The 26,138-nt window shown below is 67.4% G+C and carries 22 protein-coding genes and 1 tRNA gene; 8 read left to right on the forward strand and 15 right to left on the reverse strand.

The genetic code is table 11. The features are described from left to right. The first annotated feature begins 31 nt into the window (after positions 1–31). From P6144_RS07345 to P6144_RS07360, 4 genes are read left to right on the forward strand one after another with little or no spacing between them, the layout of a single operon-like run. The gene (locus tag P6144_RS07345) at positions 32–1,144 is read left to right on the forward strand and encodes an ABC transporter permease (RefSeq protein ID WP_277767081.1); all 1,113 of its coding nucleotides are present in this window, start codon (positions 32–34) and stop codon (positions 1,142–1,144) included. Next, positions 1,141–1,953, forward strand: a complete 813-nt coding sequence (locus tag P6144_RS07350) for an ABC transporter ATP-binding protein (RefSeq protein WP_277767082.1) — start codon at positions 1,141–1,143, stop codon at positions 1,951–1,953. The genes P6144_RS07345 and P6144_RS07350 overlap by 4 nt, the downstream gene beginning before the upstream one ends. Beyond that, entirely contained in the window at positions 1,953–2,918 is a 966-nt protein-coding gene (locus P6144_RS07355; protein WP_277767083.1) for an MlaD family protein, read from the forward strand. Before P6144_RS07350 ends, P6144_RS07355 begins: the two co-directional genes overlap by 1 nt. A gap of 8 nt (positions 2,919–2,926) precedes the next feature. Continuing rightward, positions 2,927–3,514 (forward strand): ABC-type transport auxiliary lipoprotein family protein, encoded by a 588-nt coding sequence (locus P6144_RS07360; protein WP_277767084.1) that lies wholly within the window; start codon positions 2,927–2,929, stop codon positions 3,512–3,514. A 131-nt stretch (positions 3,515–3,645) separates the two neighbouring features. On the opposite strand, the gene P6144_RS07365 is transcribed toward P6144_RS07360, so the two are convergent. Continuing rightward, positions 3,646–4,503, reverse strand: a complete 858-nt coding sequence (locus tag P6144_RS07365) for a peptidylprolyl isomerase (protein WP_277767085.1) — start codon at positions 4,501–4,503, stop codon at positions 3,646–3,648. A 65-nt stretch (positions 4,504–4,568) separates the two neighbouring features. Here P6144_RS07365 and P6144_RS07370 point away from each other — a divergent pair. Further along, positions 4,569–4,659, forward strand: a tRNA-Ser gene (locus tag P6144_RS07370). An 18-nt stretch (positions 4,660–4,677) separates the two neighbouring features. Here P6144_RS07370 and P6144_RS07375 read toward each other — a convergent pair. The 13 genes from P6144_RS07375 to P6144_RS07435 form a co-directional block, all read right to left on the reverse strand. Continuing rightward, complete coding sequence (locus P6144_RS07375) at positions 4,678–6,195, reverse strand: carboxylesterase family protein (RefSeq protein ID WP_277767086.1); 1,518 nt, start codon at positions 6,193–6,195, stop codon at positions 4,678–4,680. A gap of 44 nt (positions 6,196–6,239) precedes the next feature. Further along, complete coding sequence (locus P6144_RS07380; protein ID WP_277767087.1) at positions 6,240–7,817, reverse strand: sulfatase-like hydrolase/transferase; 1,578 nt, start codon at positions 7,815–7,817, stop codon at positions 6,240–6,242. 37 nt (positions 7,818–7,854) lie between these two features. Next, entirely contained in the window at positions 7,855–8,496 is a 642-nt protein-coding gene (gene maiA / locus P6144_RS07385) for a maleylacetoacetate isomerase (RefSeq protein ID WP_277767088.1), read from the reverse strand. Then, positions 8,489–9,187, reverse strand: a complete 699-nt coding sequence (locus tag P6144_RS07390) for a fumarylacetoacetate hydrolase family protein (RefSeq protein ID WP_277767089.1) — start codon at positions 9,185–9,187, stop codon at positions 8,489–8,491. The genes maiA and P6144_RS07390 overlap by 8 nt, the downstream gene beginning before the upstream one ends. Beyond that, positions 9,184–10,230 carry a gentisate 1,2-dioxygenase gene (gene gtdA / locus P6144_RS07395; protein ID WP_277767090.1) on the reverse strand — a complete coding sequence of 349 codons (1,047 nt, stop codon included), beginning with the start codon at positions 10,228–10,230 and terminating at the stop codon, positions 9,184–9,186. Before gtdA ends, P6144_RS07390 begins: the two co-directional genes overlap by 4 nt. Before the next feature lie 91 nt (positions 10,231–10,321). After that, positions 10,322–11,098 carry an IclR family transcriptional regulator gene (locus P6144_RS07400; protein ID WP_277767091.1) on the reverse strand — a complete coding sequence of 259 codons (777 nt, stop codon included), beginning with the start codon at positions 11,096–11,098 and terminating at the stop codon, positions 10,322–10,324. 22 nt (positions 11,099–11,120) lie between these two features. Continuing rightward, complete coding sequence (locus tag P6144_RS07405; RefSeq protein WP_277767092.1) at positions 11,121–12,161, reverse strand: LacI family DNA-binding transcriptional regulator; 1,041 nt, start codon at positions 12,159–12,161, stop codon at positions 11,121–11,123. Positions 12,162–12,178: 17 nt separating this feature from the next. Continuing rightward, the gene (locus P6144_RS07410; protein WP_277767093.1) at positions 12,179–13,519 is read right to left on the reverse strand and encodes an MFS transporter; all 1,341 of its coding nucleotides are present in this window, start codon (positions 13,517–13,519) and stop codon (positions 12,179–12,181) included. Beyond that, complete coding sequence (locus P6144_RS07415) at positions 13,516–15,192, reverse strand: sulfatase (protein WP_277767094.1); 1,677 nt, start codon at positions 15,190–15,192, stop codon at positions 13,516–13,518. Before P6144_RS07415 ends, P6144_RS07410 begins: the two co-directional genes overlap by 4 nt. Positions 15,193–15,197: 5 nt before the next feature. Then, positions 15,198–16,910: an arylsulfatase gene (locus P6144_RS07420; RefSeq protein WP_277767095.1), complete on the reverse strand. Its 1,713-nt coding sequence runs from the start codon at positions 16,908–16,910 to the stop codon at positions 15,198–15,200. Continuing rightward, positions 16,907–18,277: a nucleoside hydrolase-like domain-containing protein gene (locus tag P6144_RS07425; RefSeq protein ID WP_277767096.1), complete on the reverse strand. Its 1,371-nt coding sequence runs from the start codon at positions 18,275–18,277 to the stop codon at positions 16,907–16,909. Before P6144_RS07425 ends, P6144_RS07420 begins: the two co-directional genes overlap by 4 nt. Before the next feature lie 81 nt (positions 18,278–18,358). Continuing rightward, on the reverse strand, positions 18,359–20,788 hold the full coding sequence (locus tag P6144_RS07430) for a TonB-dependent receptor (RefSeq protein WP_277767097.1): 2,430 nt from the start codon (positions 20,786–20,788) through the stop codon (positions 18,359–18,361). A gap of 251 nt (positions 20,789–21,039) precedes the next feature. Continuing rightward, on the reverse strand, positions 21,040–22,116 hold the full coding sequence (locus P6144_RS07435; RefSeq protein WP_277767098.1) for a LacI family DNA-binding transcriptional regulator: 1,077 nt from the start codon (positions 22,114–22,116) through the stop codon (positions 21,040–21,042). A 116-nt stretch (positions 22,117–22,232) separates the two neighbouring features. On the opposite strand from P6144_RS07435, the gene P6144_RS07440 reads away from it, so the two are divergent. From P6144_RS07440 to P6144_RS07450, 3 genes are read left to right on the forward strand one after another with little or no spacing between them, the layout of a single operon-like run. Then, positions 22,233–23,351, forward strand: a complete 1,119-nt coding sequence (locus P6144_RS07440; RefSeq protein WP_277767099.1) for a Gfo/Idh/MocA family oxidoreductase — start codon at positions 22,233–22,235, stop codon at positions 23,349–23,351. Next, positions 23,348–24,385, forward strand: a complete 1,038-nt coding sequence (locus P6144_RS07445; protein WP_277767100.1) for a Gfo/Idh/MocA family oxidoreductase — start codon at positions 23,348–23,350, stop codon at positions 24,383–24,385. Before P6144_RS07440 ends, P6144_RS07445 begins: the two co-directional genes overlap by 4 nt. Then, entirely contained in the window at positions 24,382–25,122 is a 741-nt protein-coding gene (locus P6144_RS07450; protein WP_277767101.1) for a hypothetical protein, read from the forward strand. The genes P6144_RS07445 and P6144_RS07450 overlap by 4 nt, the downstream gene beginning before the upstream one ends. 213 nt (positions 25,123–25,335) lie before the next feature. On the opposite strand, the gene P6144_RS07455 is transcribed toward P6144_RS07450, so the two are convergent. Then, entirely contained in the window at positions 25,336–26,112 is a 777-nt protein-coding gene (locus P6144_RS07455; protein WP_277767102.1) for a HEAT repeat domain-containing protein, read from the reverse strand. Positions 26,113–26,138 lie beyond the last annotated feature (26 nt).

Genomic DNA, 26,138 nt, shown 5'->3' on the forward strand with positions numbered 1-26,138 from the left:
ATCCAGCCCGAATCGCGGAAAGGTGCGCGCGATGAGCGCCTTGGCCGATTTCGAACGGACAGATTCGGGTAGCGGCGGCGCAGTCCTCCGCTTCAGCGGCAATCTGTCGCTCGCCAATCTCGGCGACCTGCCCGATCGGCTCGACGCAGTCGAAGGCGCGGTCACGAAGATCGACCTTTCGGGGATCGATCGGATCGACACCGTAGGCGCCTGGGTGATCCGCCGCTTCGCGCGCGACAAGGACGCCAGCATCGAGGGGCTCAACCCCGCGAGCCAGCACCTGTTCGACCAGGTCGTTGCCGCCGAGCATCCGATCGAGCTGCCGCGCCCGCCGGCCAGTCCCTTCGTCCATCTGCTCGCCGAGATCGGCGATGCCGTGTTCACTGCGATCCACACGCTCTACGGCCTGCTCGGCTTTCTCGGCGCCACGGTGATCGCCTTCTGGAACGTCGCCACCCATCCGCGCCGCTTCCGCTTCCACGCCACCGTCCACCGTTTCGAAGTGGTCGGCGTCTCAGCGCTCGGCATCATCGGGCTGATGAGCTTCCTGATCGGCGTGGTGATCGCGCAGCAGGGCGCGGTGCAGCTCCGCCAGTTCGGCGCCGAAGTCTATACGATCAACCTGGTCGGCCGCATCACGCTGCGCGAGCTCGGCATCCTGATGACTGCGATCATGGTCGCCGGCCGCTCGGGCTCGGCCTTTGCCGCGCAGATCGGCACGATGAAGCTCACCGAGGAAATCGACGCGATGCGCACGATCGGCGTCTCGCCGATGGAGGCGCTGGTCGTGCCGCGCACGATCGCGGTGGTGACGATGCTGCCGCTGCTCGGCTTCTATTCGGCGCTGATCGCGATCATCGGCGGCGGCCTGCTCTGCTGGGTGCAGCTCGACATTCCGCCGATCACCTTCGTCCAGCGCATCCGCGAGGTCGTGCCGCTCAACGACCTGTGGGTCGGGCTGATCAAGGCGCCGGTGTTCGGCGCGATCATCGCCATCGCCGGCTGCTTCCAGGGCATGCAGGTCGAATCGGACGCCGAGCAGGTCGGCCGCCGCACCACCACCGCGGTGGTGCAGGCGATCTTCCTGGTGATCGTGCTCGACGCCTTTTTCGCGGTCTTCTTCAGCCAGATCGGATGGATATGAGCGACGATATCGTCATCTCCGTCCGCGGGCTGAAGAACTGCTTCGGCGACCAGGTCGTGCACGAAGGACTCGACCTCGATGTGCGCCGCGGCGAGATTCTCGGCGTGGTCGGCGGCTCGGGCACCGGCAAGTCGGTGCTGATGCGCTCGGTGATCGGGCTGCAGACCCCGGTGGAAGGCGAGATCCATGTGTTCGGCGAGAACACGATCGGCCGCGACGAGACCGAGGCGACCGAGATCCGCAAGCGCTGGGGCATCCTGTTCCAGGGCGGCGCGCTGTTCTCCACGCTCACCGTGTCGGAGAATGTCCAGGTTCCGCTCAAGGAATTCTACCCCCGGCTCGATCCGGCGCTGCTCCAGGAGATCGCGGCCTACAAGGTGGTGATGACCGGCCTGCCGCCCGAGGCGGCGCCCAAATATCCGGCAGAGCTGTCCGGCGGCATGAAGAAACGCGCTGGCCTCGCCCGCGCGCTCGCGCTCGATCCCGAACTGCTGTTCCTCGACGAGCCTACCGCGGGACTCGATCCGATCGGTGCCGCCGCGTTCGACGAACTCACCGCCTCGCTGCAGAAGACGCTGGGGCTCACCGTGTTCCTGATCACCCATGATCTCGACACACTCTACGCCATCTGTGACCGCGTGGCGGTGCTGGCGGACAAGAAAGTGATCGCAGTCGGAACGATTCCCGAGCTGCTCGCCTTGGATCACCCGTGGATCCAGGAATATTTCAACGGACCGCGCGGACGCACCGCGGTTGCCAGCGCCAAGGCACATGCCGTGGCCGAGGACGTGACTGAGGACAGGGGCTGATGGAAACTCGATCGAATCACGTGCTGGTGGGCGCCGTCGTGCTGATCCTGCTCGCCGTCCTCGCCCTGTTCATCGTCTGGCTTGCCCGCCTCTCGGGCGGCAACGAGCGCGAGTACGACATCTTCTTCCGCCAGGCGGTCGACGGGCTCAACCCCGGCTCGGCAGTGGCCTTTTCCGGCGTCCCTTCGGGCCAGGTGAAGGCAATCGAGTTCTGGAAGCCCGATCCCCAGCTGGTGCGCGTGCGCATCACCGTGAAGGACGAGGTGCCGATCCTCGAAGGCACCACCGCGACGATCCAGAGCAGCTTCACCGGTCCCAGCACCGTGCAGCTCGAAGGCGCGGTGAAGGGCGCGCCGCCGATCAAGTGCCCGCGCGAGAACCCGCGCGCCGCCTGCCCGCTCGGCGTGCCGGTGATCCCGACCAAGCCCGGCGGCCTGGGCGCGATCTTCTCGTCGGCGCCGAAGCTGCTCGAGCGGCTGACCACGCTCACCGAGCGGCTTACCGAGCTGCTGAGCGACAAGAACCAGACGTCGATCGCCGGCATCCTGGCGAACACCAACCGGCTGACCGATGCGCTCGCCGATCGCGGGCCGGAGATCGCGGCCACGCTCGCCGAGACGCGCATCGCCATCCAGAAGTTCGGCGTCGCCACCGAGCAGATCGGCAAGCTGGCCGAAACCGCCAACGGCACGATCGCCGAGGACGTGAAGCCGACGATCGCCAACCTCAACAAGACGATCGCTTCGGCCAAGAAGAGCATGGACACGCTCGACCTGTTGTTCAACGATGCGCGGCCGGGCGCACAGGCCTTCTCGAAGAAGACCATCCCCGAGCTCGGCCAGCTGATCCAGGACCTGCGCCAGATGTCCCAGTCGCTCTCCTCGGTTGCCGAGAAGCTCGACCAGGGTGGTGCCGGCAGCCTGGTCGGCAGCCCCAAGCTCCCTGACTATCAGCCCAAGAAGTGAGACACGCGATGAAGAAGCTCGCCCTGCTCCTGCTCGCCGGTTCGCTCTCCGGCTGCATCTCCTTTGGCGGCAAGCCCCCCAAGGTGCCGTTCATGACGCTCCAGGCTGCCGAGCAGATGAAGCCCGGCGAGGTGCAGACCCCGGCTTCGGGATCGACCGTCACCGTGCTCTTCCCGGTCGTGCCGCACGAACTGGCGACCACGCGCGTGCCCGTCCATCAGGGCGAGAATGCCGTCGCCTATGTGAAGGACGCGCAGTGGGTGGAAGCGCCGCCGCGCCTCTTCGCCCGGCTGGTCGGCGACACCATCTCGGCACGCACGGGCCGCCCGGTGCTCAGCTATCGCCAGTCGCAGGTCGATCCCGGCGCCACGCTGTCGGGCGAGCTGCGCCGCTTCGGGGTCGATGCCGACACCAACGAGGCGGTGGTCCAGTTCGACGCGTTGCTCGTGCAGGGCGACGATCCCGCCAAGTTCCAGAAGCGCCGCTTCGAAGCCCGCGCGCCGCTGGCCGAAGTGAAGCCCGATCTGGTCGCGGCAGCGCTCAACTCCGCGGCCAACCAGGTCGCGGTCGAAGTGGCGGACTGGGTGGGGAAGTAAGCCGAACCGGCCCAGCAAAGCCGTGATCCCGACACCAACCCGTCATCCCGGCGAAAGCCGGGATCTCATGCGGCTCCTGTCCCGCACCTTCGCCTGAGACCCCGGCTTTCGCCGGGGTGACGAGATGCACGTTATTGCGCCCGCCGCACCGCCGGCAGCGCGTTGCACACGTCGACGCCGCCCATCGGCACGGTGAAGAAAGCGCCGTCGCGGTTCTCACGTGCCTTCACCCAGGCGGCGAAGCGCACATTGTCGGTGCTGCGAACCTGGAAGTGCGGGCGCTCGTCCTCGGGCAGCTGGCTGGCGAGGCGCACCGAGAGGATCGGCGTCGGCGTCTGATCCTTGGCATAGACGCCGAGCTGCGCGGTGCCGCGCGGCAGGCTGGAGAGCCACTGCATGCCCTCGACCACCCGGCCGACGATCGCGATATTGCGGTCGAGCGCACGCGGGGCATGGCCGATCACCGTGTAGAGCTCGGCGCCGCTGCCGGTCGAGGGCGCCAGGTCGCGCGCGACGCCGACCATCGAATAGCAATGGGTGAGCGACGTCACCGCGCCGAAATTGGCGAGCGGCCAGCCATCGGCGCTCAGGCCGGTCCTGGCGGCATAGGAATCGGGTTTGGCGAAGGTGACGCTCTTCACCGCGTCGAAACCCGGCCATTCATATTCGGCGGGCGGGTTCTCGATCACGCCGGGCGGCAGCGCGGTCTTGTCGTCGCCGCCGCCCCACTGCGTGACGTAATTGTCCTGCACCCGATAGACGCTGGTGCCGTCCCACCAGCGCGCCTCGGCGAGCTTGCGGATATTGGCGACATGCGCCGGGGCGTAGCGCGGGGCGAGGCGGATGAAGACCTGGTGCCCGCCCTGCAGCGTCATCACCAGCATCTCGTTGTCGGGGATCGCCTTCCAGTCCTCGGGCAGCGCATCGGCCGGGGTCGGGGCGGTCTGGGGAACGGCGAGCGCGGTGAGCGCGAGGAGCAGCTTGAGCATGGGGCGAGACTGCTGCTTGCCTCGCCCTGCGTCAATCGTTAGGGCACGCAACTTCCAGGACATGCGGAGCGGTGGCCGAGTGGTCGAAGGCGCTCGCCTGGAAAGTGAGTATACGGCAAAACCGTATCGAGGGTTCGAATCCCTCCCGCTCCGCCACTCATAACCATTCGGTTATTACTTCGTTTCCGTCAGTCGCTCGGTCGCGTCGAGCCGCGCGGCGAAGGGATCGCGGACCATCCGGGCCTGGCCGTCGGCGGCGAGGTCCAGCAGCGTTTTGTCGCCCGCATGGAACGGTGCCCAGGCCGGCTGGCCGTCGCCGTTGGGATTGCCGGTCCGCGCGAAATTCTCGACATAGGCGTGGAAGCTATTCGAGAGCTGCGTGTCGCGCGGTGCCAGCTTGTCGCCGTAGCGCGCCGCCACCGTGCCGAACATGTAGGGCACGTCGCTGGCATGGCGCGCACCCGGCGAGGGCAGCAGCGACTGGGCGACATAGGAGAAGCGGTAGAACCACACCGGCTGGCCAGTGCGCGCCACCGAGGTGGCGATGAACCGCGATGGCTCTAGAAAGGCGCGGTCGCGCGCCATTGCCCGGCGCACCAGGTCCACATCGAGCGAACCGTCCGGATCATAGGCAGCGCGTGCCGCCGCCTGCTCCGCGCCAAACGCCGCGAACAGCGCGTCCTTGTCGCCCGGCCGCGCCCCGATCGGCGCATCGTCGGAGGTGGCGCCGACGATCAGCGGCACCTTCGCCTGCTTGCCGGCGCGGAAGATCGCCTCGGTCGCGCCGGTGATCACCGTGCCGTCGATCATCCCGCCGCCGACATAGGTGTCGCCGCCCGGCACCTTGCCGATCGCCATGAACACGCCTTCGGAGACCATCGCCGCCGGCAGCGCCCGCAACTGCGCCAGCGCCGCGGGGCCGCTCGCCGTGATCCCCGCACTGCGCGCGAAATTCTCGCCGAAGCGCTCGGCCTCGGGCAGTGCCTTGGGTGCGAGCAGGCTGCGCCCTCCGCCCGACATCACCACTGCGCGGGCGAACAGCCCCTTGGCCGCCGGCGAGCCCATCAGCGTCAGGATCGAGATGCCGCCGGCCGATTCACCGACCACCATTACCTGCTTAGGATCGCCGCCGAACTTGGCGATATTGGCCTGCACCCATTTGAGCGCGGCGATCTGGTCCATGAAGCCGAAATTGCCGGTCGGCCCTTCCTTCGCGGCGGTCAGCGCCGGATGCGCGAAGAAGCCGAAGCGGCCGAGACGGTAGTTGAGTGTAACGGTGACGAAGCCGTCCTTCGCGAAAGTAGCGCCGTCGAAGATCCGCGAGGCGCTGCCGCCGTTCATCAGGCCGCCGCCATGGATCCAGACCACCACCGGGCGGGCCTTGGCGGACGCCACGGCGGGCTTCCAGACGTTCAGGAACAGACAGTCTTCAGACGGCGAAGTTAGCTGCGGCTCGTCCATCGGGATGATCTGCTGCATACAGACCGGCGCGAATTGCTTCGCATCCCGCACTGCAGCCCAGGGCTTCACCGGCTGCGGGGCACGCCAGCGAAGATCGGCGACGGGAGCGGCCGCATAGGGAATGCCGCGAAACGCGATCGTCGCGCCTTCGGCGCTGCCCTCGATCGGGCCCGAGGCGATGGTGACGCGCGCCGGATCGGAGGGCGCGGCAGCCGCCGACAACGTTGCCATGAGAAGGGGCGCGGCAATGCGGAGCGTCTTGGTCATCATGAGCCTCACTTGTCGAGAATGGCGGTGGCGGCGGCGCTGTCGGCCTTGGGGGCGAGCGGCGCAGTGAAATTGGGCACATCGCGGCTGTTGCGCGTGTCGGCCGGCACGCCGGTGGTGTTGATGTACCAGTCGAGCAGCCGCTGCTCGAGCGCGTCCTGCACCTTCGCATGGCTGCGCCGGCCGATCAGGTTGTCGAGCTCCTGCGGATCAGCCTGGCGATCATAGAGCTCGCTCAGCCCCTGCGGCCGCTGGACGAAGGTGTAGCGCTGGGTGCGCACCGACGCCGCACGGCCGACCAGCGCCGGCTGCTCCGCCGCCAGTTCGGACTTGCGCGCATAGAGGCCGCCGGAGGGCGAATCGAAGGCCTGGGGCTCGTAGATGTTCATCCCCGCCTCGGTGAAGGCGGCGCGCTCCGGATCGCCCTGCCCGCCGCGCAGCTGGGGCATCATCGAGCGGGCGAAGTTGGTGTGGGTCGATGCCAACCCGGCGAGATCGAGGAAGGTCGGTAGCACGTCGTACAGCTCGGTCATGCCCGTCGCGACATTGCCGGCGACGCCGCCGGGCGCGCGCCCGATCATCGGCACATGCGTCAGGCAGGTCTCGAGCCCGCCATGCCATTTCTCGACCAGCCCATAGTCGCCGGCATAATCGCCATGATCCGAGCTGACGAACAGCGCGGTATCCCTGTCGCGGCCGGTGCGCTCCAGCGCCTCCATCAGCTCGCCGAGCAACCAGTCGGTGTAGGAAACCTGGCCATAATAGGTCGCGCGCACCTCGCGCAGCACGGCGTCATCAACTTCGTTCAGGCGATATTTCTGGCGGATCGCCTGGTGATAGGCCGGCCGGCCCTTTGTCCCCGGCGGGATCAGCGCGGGCAGGTCACCCGGCTTGTACATGTCCTGGAAGCCGTCGGGCGCATGATAGGGCGGATGCGGGTGGAAGACGGGCAAGAACAGGCAGAAGGGCCGGTCCTGCTCGCGGCGCTCGATCACCTCGATCGCCCGGCGGAGGATGCCGTAATCGCTGGTCGCACGCCGATCGCCCGTTGCCGGCAGCAGCATCGTCGTCGGCCCGTCCGCCTTGCCGCGCCGCGCGCCCGGGGCATGGTCGCCCGGCGCTGCGCCCGGTGCCGGCGGATCGGCCCAGTCGGTCAGGCTGCGCGCGAAGGTCTCGGGCGCAAGCACGTCGTTCTTGCCGAAGAAATAGGTGCCGTAGCCGCCTTCGCGCAGCGTGCGGAACAGGTTGGGCTCGTCGGGCTGGAGCAGATAGCCGAAGCCGCGATGCCCGGTGGCGCTCGTCGGCAGCCCGGTGAGCATCGAGCAGCGCGAGGCGGCACAGATCGGCGTCTGGACATGGCAATTGGCGAAGCGCGTGCCCTGCTTCGCCAGAAGGTCGAAATTGGGCGTGCGCGTGACCGGATTGCCGTAGCAGGCCAGTGCGTCCGCCCGCATCTCGTCGGGGAAGAACAGGATCAGGTTGGGCCGCGACGCGCCGGGCACCCGCGCGCGCGCCGCAAGGCTCGCCAGGAAAGTCGATCCCGCAGCGCCGATCAGCGCCCGGCGGTTCATCGGAAATCCGGTCATCCTATCCTCCCATCTCGCCGCCCGTCTTCGGGTCGGCTCATTCCGCGTCGGGCTGGTTCTCCGGCGCCGCCTTGGAAAACGCATCGAGCGCCAGGCAGGCGCGCTCGATCTCGAGCAATTTCGGCCAGCGCTGCAGATCCACGCCGAAGCGCCGCGCATTGACCAGCTGCGGCACCAGGAACAGATCCGCCAGCGTCACCTGTTCGCCGAAGCAATAGGGGCCGGGCTGCCCCTCGATCAGCTTGCCACAGGCATCGAGCCCCTCGACGATCACCGCGGCGGCCCAGGTGTTGACCTGCGCCTCGTCGAGCCCGAGCGCGCGCAACCGCGCCAGCACTTTCAAATTCTGCACCGGATGCGTGTCGCAGGCGATCACCTGGGCAAAGGCGCGGACCTTGGCGCGGGCGACCGGATCGGCAGGCAGCAGCGCAGGCGCCGGATAGACTTCGTCCAGATATTCGCAGATCGCCAGGCTCTGGGTGAGCACTGCGCCGTCGATCTCGAGCGAGGGCAGCAGCCCCTGCGGGTTGAGCGCACGATATTCCGGCGCATTCTGCTCGCCCTTGCGCAGATGGTGAAAGGCATCGGCATAGGCGATGCCCTTCAGGTTCAGCGCGATACGCACGCGATAGGAGGCGCCCGACCGGAAATAGCCGTGCAGCGTCACCGCGTCAGTCATTGGCAAGCGCGCCGACCTTGATCACGCAGTCGCTCAGCCCAGCGATCGACACCACGACCTCGTCACCCTCGACCACCGCGCCGACGCCCGCCGGGGTGCCGGTATAGATCAGGTCGCCCGGCTCGAGCCGGTAGAAGCGCGAGACATAGGCGACCACATCGGGCACGTCCCAGATCAGCTCGTTGAGATCGGCGTCCTGCTTCACCGTGCCGTTCACCGTCAGCTTGATGCTGCCGCTGTCGAACGGGCCGGTCTCGCTCGCGGGATGGATCAGGCCGAGCGGCGAGGACTGCTCGACATTCTTGCCGGTGCTCCACGGACGGCCCTTTTCGCGCGCCTCGAGCTGCAGGTCGCGGCGGGTCATGTCGAGACCGGTGGCATAGCCATAGACGTAATCCAGCGCATCGGCGGCGGCGATGTTGCGCCCGCCCTTGCCGATCGCCAGCACCAGCTCGGCTTCATAGTGGAAGTTGGCGGTCTCGCTCGGATAGGCGACCGTCGTGCCGGTCGGCACCACGGTCTCGGCCCATTTGGTGAAGAAGAAGGGCGGCTCGCGGTCAGGGTCGCGACCCATCTCACGGGCATGCGCGGCATAGTTGCGGCCGATGCAGAAGACGCGGCGCACCGGGAAGAGGTTGCCGTCGCTGGTCGCGGCGAGCACCGGATCCTGGGGGGCGAAGAGAGTCGTCACGAATTCTGCTCCTTGTAGAGGTTCAGCTTTTCCTGCGCGGCCTTGTCCGAATAGCCGAACAGCACCAGCGTGCTGCCGGCAAGCAGGCGAAGCTCGTGCCACGAAGGCACGGTGAAGATGTCGCGCGGGTTGAGGGCGATTTCCTGCCCCTCGATCACCGCGGTGCCATTGCCTTCGACGACGACGAACACGGTGCCGTCGGTGCTGCGGCGCGGGCGCGTCTCGAAGCCGGCGGGCAGCAGCCGGACATGCGCCGCGATCGTCGGCATCACCGGGCCGCCATTGGCCGGGTTGAGGAATTCGAGCGCATGGCCGAGATGCGGATCGATCTCTGCCGACGCCGCCATCGCGTCGAGCGCCGGGCGCCACTCGGCATAGGGATAGTGGAACAGCGGCTGGTGCGCCGGGCGGCGATCGGCCAGCGATCCGCGCATCGGGCGCATGTTGTGGCCATAGCGCGCCAGCGTGTCGCCGGGCTTCACCGTTTCCGGATGCGCCTTCTCCTCGCCCTTCTCGGCGAAGCTGGCGTCGAAATGGCGGACGGTGGGGATGTCGAGCCCGTCGAGCCAGATCATCGGCGTAGTCGTCGGGTTGCCGTGGTCATGCCACTGCCAGCCCGGCGTGAGCACCAGGTCGAACGGGCGCATCACCGCCTTCTCGCCATCGACCGCGGTGAAGGCGCCGTCGCCCTCCATCACGAAGCGCAGCGCGGACTGGGCATGGCGGTGGCTGGGTGCAACTTCGCCGGGGAGGATCAGCTGAAGCCCGGCATAGAGGCTCGGCACGATCGCCGACTGCCCCTCCAGCCCCGGATTCTCGAGAATCAGCACGCGCCGCTCGGCCTGCTCGGCCGAGATCAGGTCGCCCGCGCGCAGCAGATAATCGCGCGCCGCGTCATAGCTCCAGCGATGCACCTGCGCCGGCGACTTGGGCTGCGGGCGCACCAGCTCGGCAAGCGATTCCCACAGCGGCGTCAGATGCGCGGGCGCCATCTCCGCGTAGAGCGCTTCGAGCTGGGTTCGCTGATCATTGGCGAGAGACATGCCCGATACTCACAAAAGAAGGTGTGCGGCGGGAGAGGGGTCCGCCGCACACATTCTCCATCAGGCAATCTATTGCATCATGTCAAACGATTTATCCGCTCCAGCCGAGCCTTTCGCTGACCTCGCGACAGGCCGCTCCAAGCTTGTCGAGCACTGCGCCGCTATCGTCGGCCCGGAACGCGCCAGGCACCAGCGCCGTGGCGCTCAGGATCGCGCGGCCCTGCAGATCGAAGATCGGGAAGGCGGCGGCGCGCAGCCCCGGGATCATCGTGCCTTCCACGCAGGCGCGTCCCTCGGCGCGGACCTGCGTCTTGATCGCCTCGACCGCTTCCATCGTCATCCCGCTTTCGGGCAGTTCGCGCGCGAGCAGCGGATCGATCTCTACCTCGGGCACGAAGCTCAGGAAGATGTGGCCGGTCGCCGAATAGAGCAAAGGCAGCACCGCGCCGACGCCGAACGAAGTCATCACCGCCGGCCGCCCCATGTGCCAGCGCACCACCGTGGGGCCTTGCGGCCCGAGTGCTGCGACCTGCACCGTGCGCCCGGTCTCGCGGACGAATGCCTCGATCGCGGTGTCGGCGACGCGGAAGGCATCGGTGCGCGACAGCGCGCTCAACCCCAGCTTGAGTGCGGCCGGGCCGAGATCGTAGCGCCCGGTCACCCGATCCTGCTGGGTCATCCCCGCCGCGGTCAGGCTGGCGAGATAGCGGTGCGTCTGCGAGCCCGAGAGCCCGCTCGCCTGCGCGATCGCGCCCAGCGTCGATGCCTCGCCCAGCGCCGCCAGCGCCTCGAGCACGCCGAGCCCGATCTCGACCGATTGAATACCCCGCCGACGCTTGTCGGCCTCGCCCTCTGTGCTTTCCGTCATTTGCGTAGTTTAGGGCGCACGATCAGCGATCGAAAGCCGTCGATTCACGCTCGATCACATCGAAGGGCATGCGGACCGACTGCACCGCGCCGGCATCGTCGCGCCCGGTGACGCGCGCGACCAGCAATTCGGTGGCGCGCTCGCCGATCAGCTCGACCGGCTGGCGCACGGTGCTGAGCGATGGCCAGATCTTCACGGCGATCGGCGCATCGTCGAAGCCCGCCACCGCAATGTCCTCCGGGATACGCAGGCCGCGGCGATGGACCACCGCCGACACGCCCGAGGCCATGTCGTCGTTCGAGGCGAAGATCGCAGTCGGCTTCTCCGCCAGGGCGAGCAGCGCCTCGCCCGCCTCCAGCCCCGATTCGAACGTGAAGCGCCCCGCCTGCACCAGCGCTTCGTCCCAGGGCAGGCCGGCAGCGACCACCGCGTCCCGGAAGCCGGCGAGGCGCAGCGGGCTCGAATCATGGCTGGGCGGCCCGGTGACGAAGCCGATCCGGCGATGGCCGCGCGCGATCAGCCGCTCGGCCATCGCGCGGGTGGCGGCGCGGTCGTCGACGCCGATCGTCGCCATGTCGGGCAGCTCGCCGCCATGCGCCACCGCGGCGACCGGCACGCCCAGCTCGGCGATTAGCCCCGAACCGCTGACCAGCTCGCCATAGGGCGGGGCGAGCAGGATCGCATTGGCGCCGCCGCGCACCAGCTGCCGCATCGCGCGCTCGGTATCGGCCATCACCGGTGCCTCGACCTTGCCGATCATCAGCTCGGCGCCGAGCCGCGAGGTGGCGTTGAGCGCGCCGACCAGCATCGCGCTGAGGAACGCGTTCTGCGAATTCTGATAGACGATGCCGATCCGGCAGGTGGCGGCGCTGGCCAGCGAGCGCGCGGCGACATTGGGCTGGTAGCCAAGCTCGCGCACCGCGGCGAGCACGCTCTCGCGCGTCGCCGCGCTCACTCGCCCGGTGCCGTTGACGACATAGGACACCGTCATCGCCGAGACACCCGCATGCTCGGCTACGGTCTGGATGGTGACGCCCGTCCCCTTGCGTCGTGCCCTTGCCATGTCCCCCCTTTACTCCGCTACTCGGCGCCCTGCGCCTGCCCCATCTGCGCGTGATAGCTACGCATGCCAAGCCAGAGGGCAAGCACCGAAAGCGGTGAGGCGAAACCGGCCACCAGCGCGATCGCCTCGGGCAGCCGCTGCGGATCGGCGAACCAATAGTCGGTGCACAGCGCGATCGCGGTGGGGCCGAGCGCGGCGCCGATCAGGTTGATCGTCAGCATGTAGAAGGCCGAGATGAGCGCACGCATTCGGTTGGGCGTCATCTCGAGCAGGGTGGCGAGGCCGCCGCCGAAGTTGAACCCGGCGAAGAAGTTCATCAGGCCGATCAGCACCAGCGCACCGGTGGCGCTGGGCATCAGCGGGAAGGCGATGGTGATCGGCACCAGCGCGACGAAGCCGAACAGCGAGGCCTTGAGGCTTGCGCCCGAACGCCCCGCCGCGCGCAGCTTCGAGGCGACGAGGCCGCCGGCCAGCGCGCCGCTGGTGCCGCACAGGAACACGATCGGGCCGTAATGGCTGCCGACCTGCGCCGTGGTCCAGCCATAGGTGCGCTGGAGGAAGGCCGGGATCCACACCGAGGTGCCGTTGCCGATGAAGATCATCAGCGCGAAGCCCAGGGTGATGCCGATATAGGCGCCCTTGCGCGCGCCGATATGCGCGAACAGCTCGGACAGCGGCACCTTCTCCTGCGCCACCGCCGCGCCTCGGCGCAGCGGCTCGCGCACCGTCAGCATCAGCGCGGTGAGGACAAGGCCGGGCAGGCCGAGCAGCAGGAAGACGAGCTGCCAGCCCTTGAGCGCACCGAAGACCGGCACCAGCACGGTCGAGGAAGGCGGGATCGCCGTCGAGATCAGCCCGCCGATGATCAGCGCCGAGGCGCCGCCGAGGTACAGGCCGATCTGATAGACACCCATCGCCGCGGGCAGCTTTTCCTTGGGGAAATAGTCGGAAAGCAGCGAATAGGCCGCCGGGGTCAGCCCCCCCTCGCCCGCGCCGACCATCACGCGCGCCGCGAACAGCCCGGCGAAGGAGCGGACCAGGCCGCAGACGCTGGTCGCGACACTCCACACGAAGATCGCGCCGGCGATGATGTTGCGCCGGTTCGATCGATCGGCGATCCGCGCGATCGGGATGCCTACCGCGACATAGAACAGCGTGAAGCTGAGCCCGTAGAGCAGGCTGATCGCGGTATCGTTGATCTGCAGGTCGGCCTTGATCGGCTGAACCAGCAGCGCCATCGCCTGGCGATCTACGAACGCCAGCGTGTTGGCCAGCATCAGCAGGATCGCGACGTACCAGGCGGTCGTGCGGGCGGGCCAGGGCGTGGTGTCGGCGGCGGTGGCTGCGTTCATGGTCATTCCGGCTTCTTGGGGAAATAGGGCTTGCCCGCCTGGTTCGCCTGGTTCTTGGCGTCGCTGTCGGGGAAGATGTCGTTCATCTTGGTCGGCAAATCAGCGGGCTTGTACCAGCCCGCCGGGAAGTCTGCGGCGTGCGTGCCGCCCTCGACCCGATAGACCACGCCGGGGCTGGTCTTCTCGGTATAGGGCACGGCATGCTGGCCCCTGGCGTTCGCCAGCTGGGCGAACAGCGCCTTGCGCAGCGTGACCTTGGCCTCGAAATAGGCGGGGTCGTCGATCAGATTGTGGCGCTCCTCGGGATCCCTGGCGAGGTCGTACAGCTCCTCGGTGTCCCACACGCCCTGATACTGGATGTACTTCAGCCCCTTGCGCTCGATCGCGAAGGTCGTCGGGGTCTGGGGGAAAGTCCATTCCCAATAATATTCGTAGATGAAGTCGCTGGGGTTCCAGTCGGCGAGCTTCACCTTGCCTTCGGCCAGCCCGAGGAAGCTCGAGCCCTCCATCTGCTTCGGCTTGGCGACATGCGCCGCATCGAGGAAGGTGGGTGCCAGGTCGAGGTTGCGCACCAGCGCGGGATTGGTCGCGCCCTTCGCCACGCCCAGCCCTGGCGCATAGACGACCATCGGCACGCGCACCGACGGCTCATAGGCGTTGCGCTTGTCGATCAGGCCATGGTCGCCGATCAGGAAGCCATTGTCCGAATAGAACACGATCATCGTGTTCTTCTCGAGCTTGTTCTTCTTGAGGTACGTCAGGATCCGCCCGAGGCTGTCGTCCACCGGCGACAGCGTGCGGTATATGTCGCGCACCCGCTCGGCCAGGTTCGGCTTGCCGGTATAGGGATTGTCGGCGCCGTGCCAGCTGTTGCGCTGGTTCTGCACCCAGAGCGGCTTGCCCGCATTGTTCTCCGGCGTGTTCGCCATCGTGTCGGGCAGCTTGATATCCAGGTCTTTATACTGGGCCTTGTAGCGCTCGGGCGGCAGCGCGTCCGAATGCACCGCCTTGTGGCTCAGATAGACGAAGAAGGGCTTCGACTTGTCCCGCCCCTTCTCCAGCCAGTCCATCGTATAGTCGGTCAGCTCGTCGGTGATGTAGCCGGTACGCTTCACTTCCTTGCCGTCGACATTGAGCATCTGGCGCTCGCCCGCGGCAAGCTGCGCCGGACTCAGCCGCTCGGTGGGGAAATAGGTACCCTGCCCCTTGAAGCTCACCCATTTGTCGAAGCCGGCACGCGGCGCATCGGTGTCGAAGCCCATGTGCCACTTGCCGAAGAACGCGGTCTGGTAGCCGGCCTTCTGCAGATAGGCGGGGAAGAAGATCAGCCCGTCTTCCGAGCTGTTGTTGTTGTCGACCACGCCGTGGTTGCGCGCGGTCTGCCCGGTGAGGATCGTCGCGCGGCTCGGGCTGCACAGCGAGGAAGTGACCACGGCATTGGGGAAATAGGTGCCGTTCTTCGCCAGGAAATCGATGTTCGGCGTCTTCAGCCCCGGATTGAGAAAGCCCATCATGTCGAAGCGCAGGTCATCGACCAGCACGAAGATGATGTTGGGCTGCTGCGCTTCCTGCGGCTGCGAGACAGGTGCGCCGGTGGGACCGGAAACCGCGGGCGCCGCCAGCGCCACGCTCGCCATGGCAGCGCAACCGGACAGGATGATGCGGCGGAGCTTGCCCATGGTCTTCAGTCCTTCAGGAACGCGTCGCGGTAGCGATCGAGCTTGCGGACATAGTCCGGGCCTTCTGACAGCGGGAGCGCGCCATATTTGCGCGCCTCCCGCTGCCATATCGCCTTGAGCTCTGAGACCTTGTCCGGATTGCGACCCGAGAGGTCTTCTGCTTCGGCGAAATCTTTGTCGGTATCGAACAGCGCCCAGTGATCCTGCTCGAACGAGGTGCCGAGCTTGTGGATCGCCACCGCACGCCACTTGCCGACGCGCACCGCCCGATTGCCGCGCAGCTCGAAGAACTGCACCGGCCGGGGATCGGGCGCGGTCGCGGAGAACAGCGCGCTGCGGAACGAGGCGCCGGCGACCGGAATCATCGCCTTGCCGTCCACCACCGTGTCGAAATGCGCGCCGGCCAGATCGGTCAGCGTCGGCGCGACGTCGACCGCATCGATGCGCTGGCGACGGATCGCGCCCTTGTTCGGCAGATGGCCCGGCCAGGCGACAATCAGCTGCGTGCGAACCCCGCCGGCATTGGGCCAGGCCTTGTAGCGGCGGAACGGCGTGTTGCTTGCCATGCCCCAGGGCCGCTGCATGCCGATCTCTGCGGTGCCGATGTCCTGCATGTGCGTTGCCAGTTCGGCGGCATCGAGATGGACCGGCGGATAGAGCTGACCGATCGATCCGGTCTGGCCATGCTCGGCGCTCGCGCCATTGTCGGAGAGCAGCACGAACACGGTATTGTCATAGTCGCCGCTCGCCTTGAGCGCCGCGATCAGCCGGCCGATCTGCTCGTCGGTATGCGTCAGGAAGCCGGCATAGGCTTCCATGAACCGCGCATAGACCCGCTTCTTGACCGGATCGAGCGGTTCCCAGGCATCGTCGCCCGGATTGGCGGGCGGCAGCTTCGTGCCCGGCGGCACGATCCCCATCGCCTTTTGCCGCTCGAAGCGCTCGGCGCGGATGGCGTCCCAGCCCTTGTCATATTGCCCGGCATAGGCGTCGATATAGGATTTCGGCACCTGAATCGGCGCATGGGTGGCGCCGAATGCCAGATAGAGGAAGTGCGGCTTGTCCGGCGCCGCCGCCTTGCTCTCGGCCAACTTGGCGATCGCGCGATCGGTGATGTCGACCGAGAAATGATAGCCGGGCGTGCTCGGCTTGCCGATCTTCGTGTTGTTCTCGACCAGATCGGGGTGAAGCTGGTCGCTCCAGCCGCTGACGAAGCCATAATAATAGTCGAACCCGCGCTGGCGCGGCCAGGAGGCGTTGTTGCCCGGGCTGCCGTCCTGGAATTCGGTGGCGAGGTGCCATTTGCCGATCGCCATCGTCGCATAGCCGCGCGCGCGCAACGCGGCGGGCAGCAGCTGGACATTGGGAGCAAGGTCACCGGCATCCTTGCCGGTGCCGGGCGGCTGGAACCGTCCCGAGGGCAGATCGGCCAGCCCAACGCTGTGGTTGTTGCGCCCGGTCAGCAGTGCCGCGCGGGTGGCGGTGCAGATCGCCTTGCTCTCGAAATGGTTGAAGCGCAGGCCGTCGGCCGCGAGCGCATCGATGTTGGGGGTGCGAATCTCCGCGCCGAAGCAACCGAAATCCGAATAGCCGGTGTCATCGAGCACGATCACCACGATGTTCGGCGGCTTGCGCTTGCTGGCCTTGCCTGGCGTGGCGGCGGCAAGCGCGCTGCTGGCAAGCAGCGCGCCGATCAGCTGGCGGCGGGACGATTTCATTGGGGGGATACCTCCACGATGACGCGGCGATAGCGGGTGATCGGCGGCGCGCCCTGGTCGCGCACCTCCAGGATCAGGTGCAGCGCGGTCGGCGCCTTGACCGTCGGCGCGACGAAGCTTGCACGCGACGTCACGGCATCGGCGATTTCCACTGCCGGCTGGCCCGGAATGCCGCCCACTTCGCGATATTGCCACCAGCGAATGTCGAGCGCGTCGCCATCGGGATCGCGGGTACCGGCGGCATCGAGCGTCACCGTCTCGCCGGCCTTCGCCCGGATCCGTACCGGCGCGAGCCCGCCCATGCCGTGCGCAACCACGACCGGCGCATGATTGGCCTTGGCATCGACGCTCCACGCCATCCGCGCGGCAAAGTCATTCTGGAACGCGGCGCGCCAGCGATAGACCGATGCCTGGTTGCCCGACCAGATCCGCCCGTCGCGGGTGAAGACGTCCTTCACATCGGCGAATGGCCCGGCCCCGTTCGGCGCGGCGTGCATATAGCGCCCGCCCCAGCCGCCCTGTTCGGGATGCTCGGGATCGTTGAGGCCATTGGGGACCAAATGGAGGAAGGAGGGCGTGTCGCCTTCCATGATGAATTCCGGCAGCGGATAGAGCGCGCCGAGCGGCCCGCGGCGGATATGCGCGCTCAACCAATCGTCGGTGACCATCTCACGATCCGGCCATTGCTCGGCATTGCGCCGGTCGCTCGAGATGCCGGCCCAGGTCGCCATGTTGTACTGGCCCCAGCCATGGATGCTGGCGATCCAGAACAATGCCGGGAAATTCTGCCGCGCCCAGGGGCCGGCATCGTCCTGATCCGAGATCGAATAGACGCGCAGCTTCTTGAGGAAGGCCTGCACCTGTGGCGGGCTGCGCGTGGCACGGACATGCCACAGCGCCTGGGCGAGATCGACTGCCCCGCCCCATACCAGCACCCAGACCGGGCGCTTGTCGGCCCGGTCGACGGCCTGGACAATCAGCGACGAGGCCGCGCTGTCCTTGCCCTCGCCAACGCCGGCCATGCCATAGGCGGCACGGCCCGGGCGGAGCACGGCCCGCAGTGCGTCGGCAGTGGGATAGGTCGGCGAATGGCGCAGCAGGTTCGGCCGGACCTTCTCATAGGCGTCGATCCGCGCCTGCATCAGCTGTGGCTGGACCTTGTCGCGCTGCCAGACCGAGGTGGTGGCGATCAGCCCCTCGACGTCGAAGCTGTCGGTGTAGAGCAGGAAGCGGACGAGCGATTCCGAATCGTCGGGCTCGTTGCCGATGTCGCTGAGCACGATCACGCGCGGGCGCTCGGCGGGGGCCGGCACAGGCTCGGCCGCCTGTGCCACATGGGCCGAAAGAAGGAAGGCGAAGGGAAGCATCAGCCGATTCCCCAATGCACGCACGGAAACAAAAAAACGGGGCGGGCTAGAGGGGATCGGCCCGCCCCATAGAGGGGTCTCTTAGAACCGGGCGCTGAAGGTCGCGCCGAAGTAGCGATCGGCGTCCTTGCTGACATTGGCCCAGAGGTCATAGGGGTTGGCTGCATTGGCCAGCAGCGTCCCATGATTCAGCTGGGTGTAGTAGGTCTGGTCGAACAGGTTGCGGACGAAGACCGTCACGCCGTAGCGGTCGTCGCTGGTGTGGATGCCCACGCTCGCATCGACGATCGCATAGCCCTGCTGGGTGAGCAGCGGATCCTGGTTGAGCGCGAAGCTGGTCTTGCTCTGATAGTTCAGGCTGATCTGGGCGAAGCCCGCGATCCCGCCGAAATCATGCTCGTAGCGCGGCGACACGCCGACACGGTAGCGCGGAGTCGCCGGCAGCTGGCCGCCGACCACGTCGATGATCGCGCTCGACAGCGTCGTCGTGCCGTTCACCGTGGTGCTGCGGACATAGCACTGGTTGACCGGGAAGTTGCTCGCATAGGTGCCGGTCGAGACGGTCTGCAGCGGGCAGCTCTGGCCGGGCACGTCGATGGTGGCGTCGACCAGGGTGAAGTTCGCCGAGATCGACAGCTCGCTCGACGGGCGGAAGTTCGCCTCCACCTCGAAGCCCTGCGAACGCGACTTGCCGGCATTGCCGAGCACCGTGATGAAGGTGCCCGCCGCCGGATCGCTCACCAGCGACTGGATCTGCAGGTTGGTGAAGTCCGAACGGAACAGCGCGGCGTTGACGTCGAACTTGCCGCCGGGCGCGATCCACTTGGCGCCGAATTCATAAGCGTCGACATGCTCGGGCGCGATGCCGGTCTGCGTGTCGAAGCGGGTCTGCGCGTCGATGTCGAGCGCGAAGGCCTTATAGCCGCGGGTGTAGCTGCCATAGATCTGGAAGTTGCGGCTGAACTCATAGCGCAGGCCGGCCTTGCCGGTGAGCGCACTGTCGTCACGCGAGCGGGTGCCGCTGTTGACCGTGATGCCCGGGAACAGCGCATCGCCGGTGACGAGCGGGCCATAGACGCGGCCGCTCACCGTCTGCTTCTCATACTGGCCGCGCAGGCCGGCGATGACATGCAGGCCACCGACGATCCGCCAGTCGACCTGGCCGAACAGCGCGTAGTTGTCGCTCTTGAAATTGCCTTCGAAGCCCGACGAGTCGGCGCTGGTCACGGTGCAGGCCTGGCCCAGCGTGCCCGCGGCGCAGCGCTGGCGGCGGCGGTTCAGCGTACGATCGAGATCGAGATGGTTGTAGAAGGCACCGACGACATAGGTGAAGTCGCTGCTGCCGTTCGAGCCGAGGCGCAGCTCCTGCGAATAGTTGTTGTAGCCCAGGTGCGTGGAGTTGTTGTTCCACTGCGAATAGGGGAAGGTGCCGACATAGCGCACCGGATCCGAGGCGATCTGGTCCGGCTCGAACTGGTCGTTCTGGCGATAATATTGCCAGGCGGTGATCGAGGTGACGGTGGCGAAGCCCAGGTCCCAGTCGCCCTGGAGCGAAACGGTCGACGACTTGGTGCGATAATAGCTCAGATCGTCGTTCGAGATCGTGCGGTTCTCAGGCGAAGCGACCACCGACGAGCCGAGCAGCGTCTTCATCGCCGGCGTGACGATCGAGACCGGCACGCGCGAGCAGCAATCGGCCTTGTTCTCGCGATAGTCGCCGGTGAGCAGGAAGGTCAGGTTCGAGGCGGCATCCCATTCGAGCTTGCCGCGCAGGCCCCAGCTCTCGTTGCCGTTGACCATCTTGTCCTTGGCGGCGTTGTAGATGTAGCCGCCGATATGGTTGAAATAGCCGCTCACCCGGGCGCGCAGCGTGTCGCTGATCGGGCCGCTGACCGAGCCCTTCACGCGATATTCGTTGTGCTCGGCGATCGTCGCCTCGACATTGCCGCCAAAGGTGCGCGAGGGGCGCGCGGTGACGATGTTGATCACGCCGGCAGTGGCGTTCTTGCCGAACAGCGTGCCCTGCGGACCGCGCAGCACTTCGACACGCTCGAGATCGGCGAGGTCGCTGAAGCCCTGGGCCTGGCGCGGCGCGACGACGCCGTCGACCACCACGGCCACGGCCGATTCGACGCCGAGGCTGAACAGCTGGGTGCCGACGCCGCGGATGCGGAAGCCGCTGTTGCCGGGGTTGTTGCCCTGCTGGAACTGGAGCGACGGCACCGCACGCGTCAGGCTGGCGGTGTCGTTGATCTGCGCGCTCGACAGCGTGTCGGCGCTCACCGCGGTGACGGCGACCGGCACTTCGACCAGGCGCTCGCTGCGCTTGTTGGCGGTGACGATGATCTCGCCCTCGGAAGGTGCATCGGCGGCGGGAGCTTCCTGCGCGGCGGGCGCGACAGCCGGCGCCGCGGCGTCCTGCGCGAACGCAGCGCCCGGCAGCAGCATGGCCACCGCGACCAGTGCCGACGCGCTGATGCCGCACTTAAGCTTCGTGATAGAGACGCTCATCAGTTCCTCCCACCTCGGCGGCCTTTTCCGAATCGGCCCGCCTTGTTCTCGTTAAGGAGCCCCGCAACCTGCGACCCGGCTCCCCGTTCAGTCGCTTCGGCATGTTTGCCTTAGCGCTAAATCTAGTCCCTGCTGAAACTTTACGGAAGCATTGTCAATAACGGAATGCGTTGGCTAATGCGGATTGCACATTCAGTGCGCGAACCGTGCCATTTTGGTCGCATCTGCCCGCAACGCGGGAAACCGGGGCGCTATCGCCGGAGCCGGCCGATGTCCGTCGATGCCCGTTCGACCAGCTTGAAGCCGACGCACATATCGGCCGCCCCGGCATCCGATTCGGGGTTGGCGATTCGCTCGATCAGCGCCGAGGTCGCCCGCTCCGCCATCTCGGCGATCGGCTGGCGGACGGTGGTGAGCGCCGGCCAGGTCTTCACCGCGATCGGCGTGTCGTCGAAGCCGGCGACGGCGAGCGCATTCGGTATGGCGAGGCCGCGGCGATGCGCAACCGAGATCACGGCGGCGGCCATGTCGTCATTGGCGGCGAAGATCGCGCTGGGCGGCTCGGCGAGATCGAGCAGCCGCTTGGCGGCATCGAGGCCCGATTCGAACAGGAAGTCGCCCGCCTCGATCAGCTCGGGCGCCTCGGGAAGCTGGTGCGCCAGCAGCGAATCGCGATAGCCCGCGAGTCGCCCCGCAGTGGAGCCATGGCCTTCGGGACCGCCGATGAACCCGATCCGGCGGTGTCCCTGGCGGATTAGCAGATCGGTCATCGCCTGCGCCGCCGCGCGATCGTCGACGCGCACGGTGAAGATGCCCGGTATCGGCCGCCCCGCCGCCACCGCCGCGATCGGCACGCCGAGCTCGGCCAGGATCGGCTGCCCGGCAACCAGCTCCGAATAGGGCGGCGGCAGCAGCAGCGCGTTCGCCCCGCTGCGCACCAGCGCGCGCAGCGCCTCTGCGAGCGCTTCATATTCCAGGTCGCCGCCATGCTGGACCATCAGCTGCGCGCCGCGCGCCGCCGCTGCGTGCAGCGTGCCGACCAGCATCGCGCTGAGAAAGGCGTTCTGCGGGTTGGCATAGACAAGGCCGATGCGCGCCGCGCCCGAACTGGCCAGCGCCCGCGCCGCCGCATTGGGCTTGTAGCCGAGCGCGTCGACTGCCTCGCGCACGCGTTCGCGCGTCGCATCGCCCATCTTGCCGGTGCCGTTGAGGAAGTTCGAAACGGTCATGGTCGAGGTGCCGGCACGCTCCGCCACCGCCTGGATCGTCACACCCGAACTACCGCGCCGCCGCGCCATCCCATCCTCTTCATCAAGTCCGTTCGTCATGACTCTATTGCCGAAATGCCAGCCGCAGCAAGCAAGGCTGCGTCGGCTTGACAACGCCTCATGTTCAAGTTTAGCGCTAAACTAAACCAAATCGGACAAGGTTGGGAGAGCCGCGGATGGCAAAGATCAGGCTGGGCATGACGGGCGGCGGCATCGGTTCCTTCATTGGGCCGATGCATCATCTGGGCGCGCATCTCAGCGGCCGGTTCGAACTGGTCGCCGGCGCCTTTTCGAGCGATCCCGAGCGCTCGCGTGCCGCGGGTGCCGGATACGGCGTCGACCCCGATCGCTGCTATGCCGATCACGACGCGATGATCGCCGCCGAGCGCGCCCGGCCCGACGGCATCGAGGCGCTGGCGATCGCCACGCCCAACCATCTCCATCTGCCCGCCGCGCTGGCGGCAATTCGCGCCGGGCTGCACGTGATGTCGGACAAGCCCGCCACCACCACGCTTGCCGAAGCCGAAGCGCTGCGCGACGCGCTCGCCGAGAGCGCCAGCCTCTACGCGCTCACCTTCACCTATTCGGGCTTCCCGATGATCCGCGAGGCGCGCGCGCGCGTCGCCTCGGGCATGCTCGGCGCGATCCGCAAGGTGATCGTCACCTTCAACCAGGGCTGGCTCGCCGCGCCGCTCGAACAGGCCGGCAACGCGCGCGCCGCCTGGCGGATGGACCCGGCGCGCTCGGGCGTGGGCGGCTGCATCTCGGACATCGGCACCCACGGCTTCCACCTCGCCGAATATGTGACCGGCGACACCGTGGCCGAGATGATTTCCGACGTGCGCACCCATGTGCCCGGCCGCGCACTCGACGACGATGCCAACATGCTGCTGCGCTTTGCCGGCGGCGCCTCGGGCGTGCTCGCCTCATCGCAGGTGGCGGTGGGCGAGCGGCTCGGCTTCACGCTGCAGGTGTTCGGCGAGAAGGGCGCGCTCCACTGGTATGCCGAACAACCCGAGACGCTACGCTTCGTCGCCGCCGACGGCGCCGTCTCGCTGCTCAGCCCGATGTCGCCCGGGCTGCTGGTCCGCGAGCCGCTGCCGCCGGGCTTCGGCGGATCGATCCTCGCCGGCTTCGCGGTCCAGTATCGCGATTTCGCCAAGGCGATCGACGGCGACGCCGCGCTGATCGGCAGCGTTCTGCCGGGGATCGACGCCGGGCTGCGCACGATGCGCTTCGTCGAGACCGCGGTGCAGGCCAGCGCTGCGCGCGCGGGCTGGACGCCGCTGGCATGACCGCGCCGCTGACCATCGGCATCCTCGGTGCCGGGCCAGTCACCCAGGCGATCCACCTGCCGACGCTGGCGCAGATGCCTGAGCTGTGGCGCGTGGCGAAGGTGATGGACGTCAATGCGGAGGTCGCGGGCATAGTCGCCGCGCGCTGCGGCGCCACCGGCGTCACCGATGCCGCTTCGGTGATCGAGGACCCCGCGGTCGACGTCGTCGCGATCTGCAGCCCGCACGGCTTCCATGCCGAGCAGCTCGTCGCCGCCGCGCGCGCCGGCAAGCGCGCCGCCCTGGTCGAGAAGCCGCTGGCGGTCAGCCGCGAACAGGCGGAGGAAGTCGGCCGCGTCGTCGCCGAGACCGGGATGACCGTGCTGGTCGGCACGATGCACTGGTACGATCCCGGCTTCCGCGCCGCGCTCGCCGCCTGGGAAGCCGAAGGCGGAGCCGCGACGCGCATCCGCTCGGCGATCTTCGTGCCGCCCAATGCGCAGTTCGTGAACGCCTCGACCGAAGAGGCCTTCCCTTCCCCGCCGCCGCCGGCCCCGCCCGCCGAGCAGCCGCCCGAATTCCAGCGCGAGCGCCTGCGCGCCACCGTGCTCGGCCTCGCCATCCACCATGTCCCGCTGATCCGGCGCTTCTGTCCGCACCTCGGCAAGGTGCTGGAAGCGCGGCGGCACCCGCCCTTCGGCTATTCGATCCTGATGCAGAATGGCGACCAGATCGCCGAGCTGCTCGCGGTGATGCCCGGCCAATGGCCGCCATCGTGGAGCTTCGAGGCATCGAATGCCGAGCGCCGGCTCCATGTCGATTTCGGCCCGTCCTACATTTCCGCGGGCTCGGGCCGCGCGACGCTGAGCGATGCGCGCGGCAGCACCGGATTCAGCCATGCAGATAACGGCTATGCCGCGCAGTGGCGCCACCTGCATGACGTCGTGACGCGCGGCGTGCCGCTCGACACCCCGTTCGATGTCGCAGTCGAGGATCTCGCCTTCGCGCTCGACCTTGCCGATGCCGCTGCCGACGTGATGGAGATCGTCGCATGAACCGGCTGCATGTAACGCCGGCCGACCAGCAGGCCGTGCTCGCCACCCTGCCCAATCGCTTCGTGATCGATGCGGCGGGTGCGGACGTGCAAACCCTGCGTGGCGACGCACTCGCCGATGCCGGCACCGGCGCGGTGATGATCGTCGAGCCCGGCCTCGCCTCGGCGGAAGCGCTGCGCAGCCTTGCCGCCACCGGCCGCCCGATCGGGCTGGCGCTCGCCGCCGCCGCGGCGCTGCCCGAAGCGGCGCTCGACAGCATCCGCACCCAGGCCGGCGACGTGCCGCTGATCGTCGATGCCGCCGCCGAAACGCGCGCGCCCCTGCGCGCCGCGCTGTTCGAGCTGCTGATGCTGCTCGACACGCTCGGCTGCCGCGCCGACGGCCTGCGCCTGCTCGCAACCACGCCGAACGAGATCGCGCTGGTGATCGACAGCGCCGATGGCTGGAACGGCACCCGGGTCAGCGCCCGGCGCAGCCTCCGCACCCGCTATGCGCTGGAAACCGTCTCGCGCACGCTGCGCCGCGAGATCGTCATCAACGACATCGCCGTCTCCACCCCGGCCGAAGTCCGCCTGTTCGACGCAACCGGCACCCGCACCGCACTCCCCCGCTACGAAGGCGGCCTGCGCGCATCGTGGAAGGCGCTGCATGTGCGGCTCACCGAAGGCGCCGGGGATGGCGGGCAGATCGAGACTGCGATCCGCCTGCTCGGTCTGCTGGATGCCGTCACCGTCTAAGGAAAGGGCTCCCCGGCGAGGGCCGGGGCCCAGTTGCCACATCGTTCGAGAGGTCTGACTTCCCTCTCCAGCTAAGCCGAGACTGGGCCCCGGCCTTCGCCGGGGAACCAATCGGTGAATTCCATACGGCGACTTTCGGCCCCGATGCTGAAAGGCCACTTTGGGTAGGAAGCGGACCAGCAGCTTTCGGCACCGCATCTGCAAATGCGGTCACTACCCGGAACCACCGCTCCATCGCTGGAGCCGTTGAAGCGCCCCCAGCAATTCGGCTGTCGTAACTTGCCCGTCCTCACCCAACCCTAGAAGGTTCGCAGCAGCCTCTCGTGCGAAAATGTCGTCGGGGTCTTCGTGGAGGAGCACCTTTAGATACGTTACGGCCCGACTATCACGGCGCACTCCTAGCCCAATTATACTTTCGTAACGAACATCAACGTCGTCGTCCGAAAGGGCCGCGGCGAGGGCTTCCCGTACCTGGTCTGTATCGGCGCCGCTTTGTCGCGCGATACCGAATGTCGCCCAGTTACGAACATCCGCGTCGCGATCGCTCATCAGCCTCAAAAGCACCCCTTCGGCCTCGGGCGTATCGACGGCACAGAGCCCAAAAGCTACGGCGTATCGAATGTCCTCGTCGTCATGATCGGCGAAAGGAATGATATGCGATGCCGCCCGCTCACGATCGACATGCGCAAGTGCATATATCGCGGCACGGATGACAGTCACCTCTTCGTCCTCGAGGAGAGGAAGCACCGCAGAAAACGACTCTTGGGGGAAAGTGCGCTCGGGTAGGCCTAGCTGGCCCAGAACGTCTGCACCGCGCCCTCGCGATGTTGGATCATTTGAACGCGTTAGGGCGACTGCGCGATCTAGGACTTCCTTGGAGCCACGCCATTGAAGAGCGGCGATCGCTCCCCAAGCGGCATCATCATTGGCCTCAAACGCCGCCGCGAAGAGGTCCGAAATGGGCCGGATGTCGTCGGCAGGTCTCTTCATGGGGTGAGCTTAAACATCCCGTCCGA

Origin of the sequence: Sphingomonas sp. HITSZ_GF (assembly GCF_029543155.1) — a bacterium.
Taxonomy (GTDB): Bacteria; Pseudomonadota; Alphaproteobacteria; order Sphingomonadales; family Sphingomonadaceae; genus Sphingomonas.